This is a genomic window from Sphingopyxis sp. OAS728 (assembly GCF_014873485.1).
Lineage (GTDB): Bacteria > Pseudomonadota > Alphaproteobacteria > Sphingomonadales > Sphingomonadaceae > Sphingopyxis.
The window spans coordinates 1,814,080-1,829,036 of sequence record NZ_JADBDT010000001.1; the positions used below are offsets into that span (position 1 = coordinate 1,814,080).

Annotated in this window: 9 protein-coding genes; 1 reads left to right on the top strand and 8 read right to left on the bottom strand. The window is 64.5% G+C overall.

From position 1 onward, the window contains the following. Positions 1 to 14: 14 nt before the first annotated feature. From GGC65_RS08410 to GGC65_RS08440, 7 genes are all read right to left on the bottom strand, one after another. Positions 15 to 626 carry a glutathione S-transferase gene (locus tag GGC65_RS08410; protein ID WP_192646741.1) on the bottom strand — a complete coding sequence of 204 codons (612 nt, stop codon included), beginning with the start codon at positions 624 to 626 and terminating at the stop codon, positions 15 to 17. A gap of 152 nt (positions 627 to 778) precedes the next feature. Beyond that, positions 779 to 2,809, bottom strand: coding sequence for a glycoside hydrolase family 97 protein (locus GGC65_RS08415; protein WP_192646742.1), 2,031 nt, complete (start codon positions 2,807 to 2,809; stop codon positions 779 to 781). A gap of 30 nt (positions 2,810 to 2,839) precedes the next feature. Continuing rightward, on the bottom strand, positions 2,840 to 3,886 hold the full coding sequence (locus GGC65_RS08420; RefSeq protein WP_192646743.1) for a cupin-like domain-containing protein: 1,047 nt from the start codon (positions 3,884 to 3,886) through the stop codon (positions 2,840 to 2,842). Next, positions 3,879 to 5,363, bottom strand: coding sequence for a tryptophan 7-halogenase (locus GGC65_RS08425; RefSeq protein ID WP_192646744.1), 1,485 nt, complete (start codon positions 5,361 to 5,363; stop codon positions 3,879 to 3,881). The genes GGC65_RS08420 and GGC65_RS08425 overlap by 8 nt, the downstream gene beginning before the upstream one ends. Beyond that, a complete protein-coding gene (locus GGC65_RS08430) occupies positions 5,360 to 6,910 on the bottom strand; it encodes a tryptophan halogenase family protein (RefSeq protein WP_192646745.1) in 1,551 nt (516 codons plus the stop codon). Before GGC65_RS08430 ends, GGC65_RS08425 begins: the two co-directional genes overlap by 4 nt. A gap of 72 nt (positions 6,911 to 6,982) precedes the next feature. Then, a complete protein-coding gene (locus tag GGC65_RS08435; protein WP_192646746.1) occupies positions 6,983 to 10,372 on the bottom strand; it encodes a TonB-dependent receptor in 3,390 nt (1,129 codons plus the stop codon). A gap of 300 nt (positions 10,373 to 10,672) precedes the next feature. Continuing rightward, complete coding sequence (locus GGC65_RS08440) at positions 10,673 to 12,148, bottom strand: MFS transporter (RefSeq protein WP_225940734.1); 1,476 nt, start codon at positions 12,146 to 12,148, stop codon at positions 10,673 to 10,675. 103 nt (positions 12,149 to 12,251) lie between these two features. On the opposite strand from GGC65_RS08440, the gene GGC65_RS08445 reads away from it, so the two are divergent. After that, the gene (locus GGC65_RS08445; protein WP_192646747.1) at positions 12,252 to 13,256 is read left to right on the top strand and encodes a LacI family DNA-binding transcriptional regulator; all 1,005 of its coding nucleotides are present in this window, start codon (positions 12,252 to 12,254) and stop codon (positions 13,254 to 13,256) included. 12 nt (positions 13,257 to 13,268) lie between these two features. Here the strand turns inward: GGC65_RS08445 and GGC65_RS08450 are convergent, their stop codons facing one another. After that, the gene (locus GGC65_RS08450) at positions 13,269 to 14,951 is read right to left on the bottom strand and encodes a GMC family oxidoreductase (RefSeq protein WP_192646748.1); all 1,683 of its coding nucleotides are present in this window, start codon (positions 14,949 to 14,951) and stop codon (positions 13,269 to 13,271) included. Positions 14,952 to 14,957: the final 6 nt, after the last annotated feature.

A 14,957-nucleotide genomic window follows, 5' to 3' on the forward strand; every position in this document is an offset into this window, starting at 1 on the left:
TCACGAGATGGATTTCAGCCCCCGCCTGGCGCCCAGGGTGCGAGCCGCACCATCGCCCGCTCGAACAGCTCCGACGCGACCAGTGCCCCGAGCCATTCGCGCACCCGTTGCGGTGCATGGGCTTCGAACCAGGGCGGATCGACGCCCGCGAACTGGCGCACGAACGGAAAGATAGCGACGTCGCTGAATCCCCGCGTGGCGCCTCCCAGATATGCCCGATCGGCGACCCGTGCGTCCAGCTCGGCCAGCATCGCCAGTCCTGCCGTGCGATGCTCCACAGGATCGACGCCGTAGCGCCCCCAATATTTATAGCGGTCGAGATGATGTTTGAACGCACCGTCATAATCGGCAACCAGCGCCGCGTCGGCGCGCGCCATCCAGTTTTCGGGGTCGCTCTGTTCGAGCGCCCAGCGCATGATATCGATGCTTTCGTCGATCACGCTTCCGTCAGCGAGCACCAAAACCGGCACCGTACCCTTGGGCGACGCCGCCAACATTGCGGCGGGCTTGTCGCGCAGCAGCACTTCGCGATGCTCATAAGAAACGCCGCTCGCCAAAAGCGCCAAACGCGCGCGCATCGCGTAGGGGCAGCGGCGGAAGCTGTAGAGGATCGGTAGGCCCGTCATCGTCCGCGCCATAGCCGACCGCCCATGCTGCGGTACAGTCCGATGGATAGTGCCCTCGACCGGGGCTGCGGCCGCCGATTGAAGCGGCTCGCCTGGACCAAAGGGAATTGGGATTTACCGAAAGAGCGCGGCCAATACTGCGTCGATGGCGGTCACCGACGCGCGTCCAGCAGCTTGAAGCGGATCGCTACGCCGCCGCCGGGCGCCATGTCCAGATCGAGACTGTCGGCGCTCGTCACGACCCGCTTGCTGATCGTCAGCGCACCGGGGTTGGTGCGATAGTCGGCGCCCGGCCCGTCGGAATAGATTTGCGCTTCGTAGCGCTTGCCGGGGGCGAGGAAATCGAGCCGCTGCGTCAGTTTCCGCGCCGCCTCGTCGGTGATGCCGCCGAGATACCAGTCGCCCTGCCCGCGCGGCTGGCGCGCGACGACGACATAGTCGCCGATCGCGCTCTGCAGCGTCTTTGACTGTTCCCAATCGGCGGGCACGTCGCGGATGAACTGGAAGGCGTCGACCCGCGCCTCGTAATTTTCGGGCAGGTCAGCCGCCATCTGGATCGGCGAATAGATAACGACATATTCGGCAAGCTGGGTCGCGAGCGTCGACTGCACCCGGCGCGTCAGTTCCTTGCCTTGGCGTGCGATGTCGAAGATCCCCGGCGTATAATCCATCGGCCCCGCAAGCATGCGCGTGAAGGGCAGGATCGTCATATGCTCGGGCGGGTTGGTCGGGTTGCCCCACGCGTTGAACTCCTGCCCGCGCGCACCCTCGCGGCTCACCCAGTTTGGCCAGGTGCGGCGCAGCCCGGTGTCCTTCACGGGCTCGTGCGTATTGATCGCGATATGATATTTCGCGGCGCGCTTCACGACGTCGAGATGATGGCGCACCGCATATTGGCCCGCGAACCATTGCATCCCGCCGTCGGCGTCGGCGATCGCGCCGCTGTGGCGGACATAGCCGGTCTTGATCAGCGACACGCCGTTATCGGCGTAAAGCTTGAGCGCGTCATCGAGCTGGCGCGCGTAATTTTCGATACCGCCGCCAGTCTCATGATGCCCGATCAGCTTCACGCCCTTCGTCTTGCCGTAGCGGGTGATCTCGGGAAGGTCGAAATCCGGATAGGCTTCGGTGAAGCTGAACTTGTCACCATTGGCGATCCAGTCGCCGTCCCAGCCCTTGTTCCACCCCTCGACGAGCACACCATCGAAGCCATATTTCGCCGCGAAGTCGATGTAGCGCTTCACATTCGCGGTGTTCGCGCCGTGTGTCGGCCCGCTGCCCCACGTCGATTTCTCGAGATGCATTTCCCACCAGATGCCGACATATTTTCCCGGCTTGAACCATTTGCCGATGTCGGGAAGCTTGCTCGGTTCGTTGAGATTGAGGGTGATCCGACTGTCGGCGAGCGCGCCGGGGGTTTCACCGACGAGCACCGTGCGCCATGGCGTCGTGAACGGCCCGGTCTTTTTCGCCAGCGTCCCGTCGGGCCATGGCATCAGCCAGGCGTTATAGGTTCCCGCGCCATTGCCTTCGAGCAGCATCGAGGGGAAGTCGACCAGCGCGGCTTCATGGAAGCTCAGATACAGACCATTGTCGCCCTTCAGCGTGAGCGGCGTTTCGGCGAGCGTGATCCGCCGCGCATCGGTCTGGGTATAGAGATATTCGTCGCGTTCCTGCCCGAGCCCCTGATACCACCACGCCTGATAAGCACCGACGGTGCGAAATTGGGCGTCGTCGGCGGTCACCGCGACCGCCTGCCCCGCCGGAATAGCGGCATAGTCGTAGCGGAAGCCGAACCCGTCGTCGAACAGGCGAAAGGTTACGCCGACCGCCTTGTTCAGCGCGGTGTCGCCCGCCAGCGTCACCGACAGTTCATTGTGATTGTCGCGGATCAACCGTTGTTCGCCCCATGGCTGTTCCCAGAGCGTATCGACCGAAGCACGTTTCACATTGCCGATTTCGGCAAAGCGCGGATCGGCCTCGCCCGCGAAGCGCAGCCCCAGCCGCGACGGCGCGATCACCGTCACATTGCCGCGCTTGACCTCGTAGAGCGCCTCGCCTCCTTCCACCGAAACGCACAGCTCCAGTACCTTTTCCGGCGACTGGGCGCACTCGCGTGCCACCGCAGGGGTCGCGAACGCCAGCATCGACAGGCCGAACAAAAGGGACGTTTTGGGGATCATTTCATTCTCTCTTTGCTGGGGAGGCGTGGGTTATTTCTGGAAAGCCGAAAGCAGCCTTTGGCGCAGCGCGGCGCGCTCATCGGGTCGCATCGCGCCGAGCGTCCCGCGCAGCGCCGCCGGGATATGGCCCGATGCGCTATCGGGATCGCCGAACACATGGGCGTCGAACATCGCCCGCCAATAAGCCCGCTCGCCGGGTGGCAGATCCTTCAGCGCAAGCAATGCCGCGAGGAAGATGTCGTTAGGCTTTTCGATCCCCCTGGCGGTGTCGCCCCACCAGTAATTGACCATCGCATTATAGGGATCGAGCGAGGCAACATGATGCCACCAATATTTGGGGATGAAGATCGCGTCGCCGGGCTCGAGGATTGCCACACGCGCCGCCGCGAGCGCCTCGCGAAAGCGCGGGAAGCGATCGTAATCGGGGTTCTCGGGATCGACGAGCGACAGCGGCGGCGGATTATCGAGCGGGCCGATATAAAGGTTTGCGACCTGATCGGGCGGGAACAGGGTGAAGCGCCGCCGCCCCGCGATCACGCACGCCAGATTATGGTCGCGGTCGTTGTGCGTCTGCGTCTTCACGCTGCCGCCAAGCCACAGTTTCGGGCCAACGTCGGCAGGCAGCAGCGGCATCGGGTTCTGGCGCACGAACTCGGGCAAGGCGTCGGCGAGCGGCAGCATCTGGATCGCGACTGTCGGCACATTCTCCTGCCCGATCAGCCCCTCGATCCGCGCCAGCGTCTCGCGCAGCGGCGCGCTCCTTTTGGTGAAGGTGAATTCGCGCATGTCGGCGCGATAGGCGAAGCGTCCAGCGGCTCGCGCGGGCGCTTCCATCACCGGCACCGCCGCGCCTCGATCCATTCCCGCGAGATAGGCGTTTAGGCGGCCGGGCGAGTGCCGCCCGGCCGCCAGTGCGACCCAGTCGTCAAACAGCCCCTTGATGACGACGGGAGTTTCGGCCGCGACGAGCGCGGCAAAATCGGCGGGAGCCGGAGCGCCACGCGCGGCAATGCGCGGCAGCGCGTCGAGCGGCGACGGCTGCGCCGCAGCGGCACCGAGGCGCGCGGGCTCAGCCATGGGGGCGTTGCAGGATGCGCGAGAGATAGGCGTCGTGCGTCGGCTGGCGCAGCACCTGTTCGCGCACGAAGCCGAGCATCTTGCGGAAATGGACCTTAACCTCGTCGGGCGGCACCCGGTCGACGGCGGGACGCCAGCTTTCGGGGACGATCCCGTGCCCCGTGAAAAGCGCGCGCCAACTGTCGGGCGGCAGGCTCTCGTCTTCCTGCGGCGCGAGCTCGCCGCGCGCGCGAAAGAAATCGATCATATGCACCAGCTCGTCCGAAACCGGCAGCGCGCGCGCCGCCTCCCAGAAGGGGCCAGCGTAATTCTGCAGCGTATGGTGCGCGGCCTGGAAATCGGCGACGCGCGCGAAATGCGAGCGCATGATCCGGTTATATTCGGCGCGCCGCGCTGCATAGCTGTCGCCCTCGGCCGGATAAACGCCGAGCAGGTGCACGATGCCGAGTTGCAGCCCGTGCAATCCAAGGCCGTGAACGGGGTCGAACGAACAAGCCGCCTCGCCAAGCCCGATGACATTGCCCGCCCATGGCGCGCTTGCCGCGCCGGGCGCAAGCGCGCGGATTGTCGCAGCCTCCAAAGCCACACCGCTCGCGGTCGCAGCGGCTTGCAGCGCCGCTTCGTCGCTCGTCGCCGCACTCGAAAAGACATGCTCAACATGCGTGTGGGTCAGGCTGGGGAATAGTCCGGTCCAACCGTCCGTGCCCGCGCGGATCTCGGCATAGACCGGCAGCGCGGCAAAGCGCGGCGCCAGCGCGGTCAGCATCCGGTCGCCGGGCATCGCCCAGGTTTCGAACGTGCCGCCGATTGCCTCGCGCAGCAGCCCTTCGCGCGTCAGATCGGCGAACAAGGCGCTTTCAACCCGGCTTCCGTCATCGAGCAGCAGCGCGGCGATGCCATCATCGCTGCGCTCGACCGCGACGCTTGCGGTCTCGAAAACCTCGACCCCCAGATGCTGCGCGATCGCCTTCAAGCTTTTGGCATAGGCGGCCGCGGGTAGATGATAGCCATAGTCGCTGCGCCCATAGATCTCGCTGTCCTCGTCGGGAATAAACAGCCGGCCGTTGTGCGCGGCGGTCGCGGTCAGCGAAAAATCGTCGAGCCCGACTCCGAGCCCATGGCGACGTGCCTTCACCCAATGCGGAAAGAAATCGCCGCCGTTAATGCCGGTGCCGAACGCGCCATAGCTGTGAAGGAAGGAAGCCTGCCTCGCTCCGCTCGCATCGACGAAATTCTGACCGAGCGTGAAAGCGCCGCGCACGCCGCGCAGCAGCGCCGCCTCGTCGATGCCGATCTGGTTGTGCAGTGCCTCGATCGCCGGCAGCGTCGCGTAGAGATCAGCCGGACTGTTTTCATCGGGCAACGCCACCGCCCTGACCGTCACGCCCGCGGGCGCCAGCGCGCGTTGCAGTGCCGCCGCCGCCAGCCACAGCTGCGCATCGCGGCCGAGCAAAGTGATATCGCGCACCGCGCTCACGCCGCGTTCGCCGGGACGCCGGGCCGCGCCTTGGCCTCCGAAGCGCAATAGCTCGCCAGGAATTCGGCATGCGGCGTCATGTCGGCGGCGTTGACCACGATCCGTTCCGCCAAATCGTCGAGCCGCGCCTGCAAATCTGCCGCCGACAAGCGATGGGTTAGCGGATTTGCCGCCGACGGCAGAACGCCCTGCCCCTCGAGCACTGACAGCCAGCTGTCGCGTGAGAAAAGGCCAAGCCGATATTCGGGCGCCGCGGCGCTTTCGCGGAACAGCGCCATCTTGTGCGCAAGGCTGTCGGGCAGCGTCATGTTGCGCACATGATCCCACATCGGTTCGCCGACACGTTCGTTCGCGGTGTAGTGGAGGACGAGGAAGTCGCGCGTCCGGTCATAGTGGACCGCAAACAACCTGTTGAACTCGCGCACCATGCGCGGATCGACCTTTTCGCCGCGCCTCGGGATCAGGCCGGCAAGGTCGATCGTCGCCGCCTGGATCAGGAAGATGCTCGTCGACTCCAGCGGTTCGAGGAACCCGCTCGCAAGACCGACGGCGATGCAATTGCCCGCCCAGCCAACCTGCCGCCGACCCGCCTGAAAGCGGAGCAGGCGCGGCTCGTCGAGTGCTTCGCCGTCGATCGCGCCGAGCAATGTCTGCCGCGCCTCTTCCTCGCCGCAAAAGCGGCTTGAAAAGACATAGCCATTGCCGATCCGGTGCTGGAGCGGGATGCGCCAGGTCCAACCCGCGCGCTGCGCGGTCGCGCGCGTATAGGGGGTAAGCGGCTCGACGCCGGTGCAGGGCACCGCAAACGCGCGGTCGCACGGCAGCCAATCGCTCCAGTCGACCCACGGCACCTCCATCGTTTGCCCGAGCAGCAGCGAACGAAAGCCCGAGCAGTCGATGAAAAGATCGCCCGAAACCTCCGCTCCCGACGCGAGCGTCAGGCTTGCGACATCGCCGCTTTCGGCGTCGCGGACGACATCAACGACCTTGCCCTCCATGCGCCGGATCCCGCGCGCGGTCGCCCATTTGCGGAGATATGCGGCGTACAGCCCGGCGTCGAAGTGATAGGCATAGCTGTAGGTCGAGCGGATCGATTTCGGGTCGCTGTTCGGATGCTCGAAGCCATTGGCGTGGCAGGCGGCTACCGCGAAGCTGTAGTCTTGCAGCGAACGATTGTCGGTTCCCGCCAGCCGTGCACGCGCCCAATGATGCTGGAAGTCGGCGCCCGTCCAGCGATCGCCGAACGTGCCGAACGGATGGATATAACGCACGCCGGGCCGCAGCCAGTCGACGAATTCGATGCCGAGCTTGATGGTGCCGGCGGTCTCGCGCATGAATTCGGCCTCGTCAATGCCGATCATGTCATTGAAGGTCTTGATATGCGGCAATGTCGCTTCGCCGACGCCAACCGTGGCGATCTCGTCGCTCTCGATTAGCGTGATGTCGTAGTCGGCGCCTGCGAGAAGGCCAACCAGCCCCGATGCGCACATCCAGCCCGCGGTGCCGCCGCCCAAAATGACGATCCGATAGGGTGCGTGCTCGGTCATGACCGGTTCCTTACTCCCTTTGAAAACGAAGACGCGGCCGCCGCAAGGGAACGGCCGCGTCCCAGTGGAGGATCAGAACTTCACACGCGCGCCGAATTGGAAGCGGCGGTCGACGCGGCTCCACGCCGAGTCGAAATATTTGGCCGCCGCGCCCGGGGTCTGCGGAGAGTCGCCGAAGACCTGCTGCTGATAGACGGTCGTCGTGTTGAGCAGATTGGTGCCGTCGACCGAAAGCTCCAGCCACTTGGTCGGCGAGAAGCGCAGCGACGCGTCGAGGAAGCCCGCCGCCTTCTGGAACACCGGCAAGCCGATGCAGCAGTCGAGGTTCTGCGTCAGGTAACGCGACCGCCAATTATAGGCGACACGGAGCCCGACCGGTCCCTTTTCATAGAGCCCGACGAGGTTGAACGTGTGCTTCGATATCCCGGCAAGCTTGTGCGAGTCGAGAACATAGCCGGTGCCACCCAGCGACTGCTGGCCCGCGCCGAACGCCCCTACGTCGCCGCTCGACGATGCGGTGAACAGGTTCGAGTTGTTGATCCCCGACTGATGCACATAGGTGTAGTTCGCCTGCATGCCGAGCCCACTCAAAAGGCCGGGCAGGAAGTCGAAGAAGGTCTGGTAGGCGAGTTCGCCGCCCCAGATCTCGCCGCCCTTCCGGACATTGCTCGGTCCGTTGACCTGCACCGTCTGGGTCGACGTCCCGTTGGTGATGTCGCGGCCGAACTGGCCAAAGGAGATCGCGTTCGTCAGCTTCTTGTAAAAGACCCCGGCCGTGATCGCACTGTTCGATCCCATATAATGTTCGAACGTCAGATCGAACTGGTCCGCACGCAGCGGTTTCAGCGCCGCATTGCCCGAGTTGGCGAGGAACACGAAATTATAACCGGTGATGGCCCCGGCCGCGTTGCGGACGATGTAGGGCGAGTCGGCCGTCGTGTTGATGATCGGCGCATTGATCGCGAGCGTGTTGCGCAGGAAACCGAACTGCGGCCGCGAGATCGCCCGCGAATAGGCGAAGCGGACAAAGGTCTTGTCGTCGAAGCCGAAGCGCAGGTTAAGGCTGGGAAGCCAGTCGGTGCGCGTCGTCTTATATTTGTCCTCCGTCGCGGCGCCGTTGGCGAAGGCGATAATCTCCGGCGTCAGATAGCAGCGCGGGTTGACGACATTGTTGCCCGTCAAAGGCGTGTTGCACGGCACCAGATTGTCGAAGATGTTCGTCGCGGGAAAGGCGACGCTGCCCGTGCTCGCGATCTTCGTTCGCACGACGCGCAGGCCGACATTGCCCTGCAGGTTGACGCTGCCGAGCATCAGCTTGTCGCCACCGCCGAACTTGATCATCGCATAGGCCGCCTGGGTCTGTTCGCGAACGCGAAACTTTTCGCCAGGTGTGAAGCATTCGTCGACGGTCGCCTCGGGCCGATCGCAAATGGCAGTATAGCCCGTGCCGAGCGGCGAGTTCGTGGTTGCGCCGCTCAGCGACTGGATCAAGCGCGGGAAATCGCGCAGCGTATCGCGGTTGAGGAAGACGAGCGGCCCATTGGGATAGGCGCTGCCATTATAGAAATCGCCAAGGCTCTGCGATTCCCAGATGCCCGCGCCATAGCCCTGGAAGGGCGCATGGCCAGTATTGCCGCCGCAATTGCCCGTATCGGTCGGATAGGCGCCCCCCGTCGTATTGTCGGCGTTGAAGCCCGGGCCATTACAGTTCCAGCTCGCGGCGATCGGCGTCCAGTTGAAGGTCGAATAGCGCACCGTCTGCTTGCGGTCGGCGTAGCGCACCCCGACCTTCAGCGAGTCGAGCCAGTCGCTGTCGGGGAAATCATATTCGGCGTCGCCGCGCAGCGCGAGTTCGTTGGCGTCATTGTCCTCGACATGGCCCTGGATGAACGGGATCCAGTAGTTATGCGCGTTGGCGAGACCGCCCGCAGCATAATTGACGTTCGATCCGGGGAGCAACGTCACGTGCGGGGTGCCGTCGCCGTTCACGCTATAATCGTAATCGGCCATCGACCCGGTCGCGACCAAGATGTCGTTATTATAGGTCGATGCATCGATATATTGCGCGTCGAGGTTGAAGTGCAGCCGGTCGCTTGCATCCCATTTTATGTTCGCCGACAGGTCGCGCGTTCCTTCGCGATGGTCGAAATTGCGCGCTTCGTTCTGGAAATAGAGCCCGTCGCGCTGCGTCGTGCAAGCGCCGCCGGGACCCGGTCCGCAATAGTTGACGAACGGCTGGCCCGGCACCGCCGAACCCGCGTTGATCGCCGCCTGCACGCTCTCGGTCGTGCCGCTGAAGCTGCCGTGCGGCTGGGTCAGGATTCCTCCCGTCAGCATGCCGTCGGGGCCAAAGGTCAGCCCGCTGCTGCCCGCGATGAGCGACCCGGTGCGCGGGTTATAGGCGCGCGTGCCGAAATAATTGCCGTCGAGGATGGCGTGGCTGGCGCGCTCGAGCCAGGCATTGGTGTAATGCGAGTCGATATATTGGATCGTCGCGCGCAGGCTGCCCGAAATATTCTCATATTGCAGCGCGCCCGCGATGCCGCGCCGCTTGCGGTCATAATCGACCTGCGAATAACGGATGCCGTCGGGGGCATAGGCCCAGCCGGTCCCGCCGAACGGATTGGCGGTGCATGGCAGACTGCCGTCGGCGCCGGGCGTGGCGCGGACGACGCCGTCGGGGCCAGTCGTGCCAAATCCAGCCGAACAATAGGTATCGATCTTGTCCATGATCACGCTTTCGGTTCGCGTGACAAGATGGCTCTCCGCATAGCTGCCGAGGATGCCGAACCGGCCGATGGCCGTGTCCCAGGTGTTGCTGATCAGCCCGGAGAATTCGGGCGTCCAGCGGCCCGAGCGGTCGCCATAATTGATCCGGAAGGTCCCTGTGACGACGAGCCCCTTCTGGTCGAACGGCACGCGCGTGCGCAAATCGACGGTACCGGCGATGCCGCCCTCGATCAGGTCCGCCGTCTGGTTCTTGTAGACGTCGATCCCGGCGAGCAGTTCGGGCGCGATATCGTTGAACTGCAGCCCGCGCGCCGAGTCGGCGGAGAAGCTGTCGCGGCCGTTGATTTCGGTGCGGACATTGGTCAGGCCGCGGATGAGCACGTCGGTCGGCTCGCCCGACGGGTGGGTCGAGTCATCGGCCGATTGCAGGCGGTTGACCGTGATGCCCGGAATGCGCTGCAGCGCTTCGGCCGCCGACTTGTCGGGAAAGGCCCCGATATCGGTCGCGGTCACCGAGTCGACGACGGTCAGCGCGTCGCGCTTGCGGCCCGCGGCATCCTCCAGTGCGGCGCGCACACCGGTAACGACAATTTCGTCATTGCCCGAAGCGCCCTCGGGCGCGTCCTGCGCCATCGCCGGCGACGTCATCAACAGGCCGACGGCCAGCACCGGCAGCGAGGCGCCGCCCGACAGCATGCGCCCACGACAATTCGCGAATCCCTTGAGCCTCATCGCTCTCCCCTTCCCACGGACGCCCCTTTTCTTCGGGGCTTTCCTTATCGGCACGACGCGGGAATCCCCCGCTCGCCCATTTGCATGTTTTTGCGTGTTCTTGCACAAATGGCAAGCCTCTTTTGAGAAGATACAACTCTCCCATTTAATATAGATATATCAATATTTTAGGTGAGATTACTGGCGATCACGACGGTACGACATGCATCGCTCGCATACGTTTGCACGCCAATGTCGTTATGCAAATATTTGCACTAAAACAACGTGAAATGCGGTTTTTGCGGCCAGCGCTCGACGCCGTCAGGTCTGCGTGCGCGGGATAAGCGGCGCCGCGAGCGCGGCCAACGCAAGGAATACTGCCGCCAGCGCGAGGGCCAGCGTCGGCTCGCCCCCAAACAGATGCTGCACGACAGGGCCGAGGCAGATCGCCGCGACCAGCTGCGGAATGACGAGAAAGATATTGTGGATGCCCAGATAGACGCCGACCTTGCCCGGCGGGACGGCGTTGACGATGATAGCATAGGGCAGCGACAGGATGGCGGCCCAGGCGACGCCGATCCCCGCGGCCGCTATCCACAGCCATTCAGGCCCCGGCGCCAGCACAAAACCCGCCATGCCCGCCGCGCCGCCAAGCAGGCACAGCGCATAGGTCGCGCGCTCGCCGATCCGCGCCGATATCGCCGGGAGCGCCAGCGCACCGACCGCGGCGACGCCATTATAGGTCGCGAACAATATGCCCACCCAATCGGCGGCGGCAGCATAGGGTGCCGATGCCGGATCACCGGTTCCGAAATGCCGCTGCGCAACGGCGGGCGCGGCATAGATCCACATCGCGAACAGCCCGAACCAGGTGAAGAATTGCACCGCCGCCAGCCGGCGCAGCGCCGCCGGCATGCGCAGGAAATCCTCGCCGATCTGAAGCAGGCCCAGCGAGCGGTCGCCGCGCGCACGCCGCCGCCCAGCCGCGAGTTGCGCGATCCCTCCGATCAGCGCTGCAGACGCGAGAACGAGCACTTCCCACTGCCAGCGCAGCAGCAGCGCGAGCAGCAGCAGTACCGCGCCGGCCAGCGCCGGCGTCCAGCCGCCGAGGCTGAAGCGAACGATCGGCCCCGGCGCGGCCACCGGCCGGTCATCCGCCAGGGCAGCCCCCATCGCGGGCCGCTCGCGCGTCGACAGGGCGGTCCAGAACACCGACAGCAACAGGCACGCGCTACCGATATAATAGGCGTAGCGCACCGACGGTGGCAGCGCGCCGCCGCCAGCGGTGCCCGCAACCCCGAACCAGTTCACCAGCATCCAGGGCAGCGACGAGGCAAAGACCGCGCCCGTGCCGATGAAGAAAACCTGCACGGCATAGCCCTTGGCGCGCTGGGCGTGCGGCAGATTGTCGGCGACCAGCGCGCGCGACGGATCCATCGTGATGTTGATCGAGGCGGTGAGCAGCCACAACGCGGCGATCGCTGCCCACAATGTCGTCGCATTGGGCATCACGAAGAGCGCGATGGCGGTGAGCATCCCGCCCGTGACAAGGAAAGGGCGCCGCCGGCCATAGCGCGAACGCGAATGGTCGCTGAGATGTCCGACGATCGGCTGGACGATCAGCCCGGTGATCGGGCCCGCGATCCACAGCACCGGCAAGGCCGCGACATCGGCGCCGAGCGTCTGGAAGATGCGGGTCGTGTTCGCATTCTGCAGCGCCCAGACGATCTGGATGCCGAACAATGCAAAACACATGTTCCAGATATGCAAATTCGTCGCGGCAAAGCCGCGCGACATCGCTTCTCCCCCGCTCTTTAGCGGGGCATCGGAATGCAAATCTTGCATTACCTCCCCCTTCCTGTGCTATCGCATCCCGACGTCAGGCACGGACAGCATCTTTATGAGCACCAACAATACGAGATTGGAAGACTTGGCAAGGATGGCCGGTGTGTCGATCTCGACCGTATCGCGCGCACTCAACGACCATCCGCTGATCAGCCTGAAAACCAAGAAGAAAGTCTGGGCGCTCGCACGCGAGCATAATTATCCGTTCCGCAGTTACATGCCCGCCGCGCCCGTCGGGGCCGAAGGGTCGATCGTCGTCGTCACCCCGCATATGCACGGCCGTCCGCTGCCGCTGTCGCACCCCTTCTTCCTCGAACTGCTCGCGAGCATCGGCGAGGCGGCGCGCGCGCGCGACTGCGATTTCACCGTCAGCCACACCGCGCCGCGCGATCTCGACGATCTGATGGCGGTGATGACGACCAGCCGCGCCAATGGCGTGATCTTCCTCGGGCAGAGCATGCTCCACGACGGCTTCAACCAGCTGGCCGAAGCGAACAGCAATTTCGTCGTGTGGGGCGCGCACCTGCCGGGGCAGAAATATCGCTCGGTCGGGTCCGACAATGTGCTCGGCGGCCGCCGCGCAACGCTCCATCTCGCGCGCCTCGGGCGCAAAGCCATCGCCTTCCTGGGCAGCAGTGACCCCGAGGCGATGCAGCGCCGCCAAGGCTATCTCGAAGCACTGGAGGCGAACGGCCTCGACGCCGATCCCGCGCTCGACATCCGCGTCGACTTCGGTTTTGAATCGGCCGAACGCGCGCTCAGCCAATTGCTCGCGCGCGGGCGAAAGTTCGACGGCATCATCGCGTCGAGCGACCTTATCGCGCTCGGCGCCATCCGCGCGCTGCGCAAGGCGAACCTGTCGGTCCCCAAGGACGTCTCGGTCGTCGGCTACGACGATATGCTGCTCGCGCGATTGAGCACCCCGGCGCTGACGACAATCCAGCAGGACACGCTCGAAGCCGGGCGACGCCTTGTGTCACAGGTGATGGACGCGCATTCCGAGCAGTTTCTCGACTATCTGCCGACGCACCTGATCGTCCGCGAATCCTGCGGCGCTTGACCTGCGCCGGCGCTAGATCGCACCCGCCTTCATCTGCCCGACCGCATGATCGACCGCGCGCGCGGTCAGCGCCATGAAGGTCAGCGACGGATTGACGCACGAGATCGAGGCCATCTGCGCGCCGTCGGTGACGAACAGGTTGGCCGCGTCGTGCGCCTGGCTCCATTTGTTGAGCACCGACTGACGCGGATCGGCGCCCATGCGCGCGCCGCCCATTTCATGGATCGCATCGCCGGGGACATGCTCGCGCTGCTCGCTCTTCACATTGGTGAGCCCGGCCTTGCGCAGCATCGCCTCGCCCTCGGTCCGCGCGTCGTTCATCATACGGATCTCGTTGTCGCGGAAGGTGACGTCGAAGCGCATCAGCGGCACCCCGAAACGGTCGACCTTGTCGGCGTGCAGGCTGACGCGGTTATCCTCATAAGGCAGGCATTCGCCGAACGCGCCCATGCTGAACTTCCACGGCCCATAACCGCGCATCGCCTGCTTCATTGATGCGCCGAAGCCGACCGGGCCAGCGGGGTCGCGCCGCGCGCTGCCCTGATAGCCATAACCACGGCGAAAGCCGATGCCCTCCTCGCCGCCGACGTTGCGGAAGCGCGGGATATAGACCCCGCCCGGACGCCGGCCATATTCGATAAAGTCGGTCATGCCGGGGATATCGCCCCAGATATTGACGCGGAAAATATGGTCCATGACATAGCCGCCGAGCGTGCCGCTGGCGTCGAAATGGCTCTTGCCGCTGCCGGGGATCCGCGAGTTCATGAGGATCTGCGTCGAGGCGAGCGCGGAGGCGCAGAGGAACACCATCCGCGCCGGGATGATTTCGGCCTGTTTGGTATTGGCGTCGACGACGCGGACGCCGGTGACGCGCTTCGTCTTAGGATCATATTCGAGGTTGGTGACCACCGCATCGGATCGCAGCGTCAGTCGGCCGGTGGCGCGCGCGGCGGGCAGCGTCACCGCCTGCGTCGAGAAATAGGCACCGAACGAACAGCCGCGTCCGCACTGGTTGCGGAACTGGCATTTGCTGCGGCCCTGCTCCTCCTTGTCCTCGGTCATGTTCGACAGGCGCGTATGGATCAGCTTGCGTCCCGGCGAGGTCGCCTCGAGCCGTTCCTTCACCCATTTTTCGGCGATGTTCATCTGCATCGGCGGCTGGAACGCGCTGTCGGGGAGTTGCGGCAGGTTCTCGCGCGATCCCGACACGCCGATATATTTTTCGACATAATCGTACCAGGGCGCGAGGTCGTCGTAGCGGATCGGCCAGTCGATCCCGACATTCTCGCGCTTGTTCGCCTCGAAATCCTCAGGCGCCCAGCGAAAGCTCCAGCGCCCCCAGATCAGCGACTTGCCGCCGACGGCGGCGGGGCGGATCCAGTAGAATTTGTCGCCCTCGTCATACGCATAGGGATTGAGCCGGTCGTTGTTGTAGAATTTCCGGTTCGACGGCGAAACATAGCCGTGCTTGGCGATGAAATAGTCGCTGTCCATCAGCGCCTTGGGCATCATGTCGCGCGCGGGTATTTCATAGGCGGGCTTGCCGTCGAAATCATAATCCTCACCGTGCTCGACCATCACGCCGCGGTCGAGCATCAGGACCTTCAGGCCCTTTTCGGTCAATTCCTTTGCCGCCCAACCGCCGCTCACTCCGGAGCCGATGACGATCGCGTCGAACTTGTCGGTCGCTGCCATGAATAA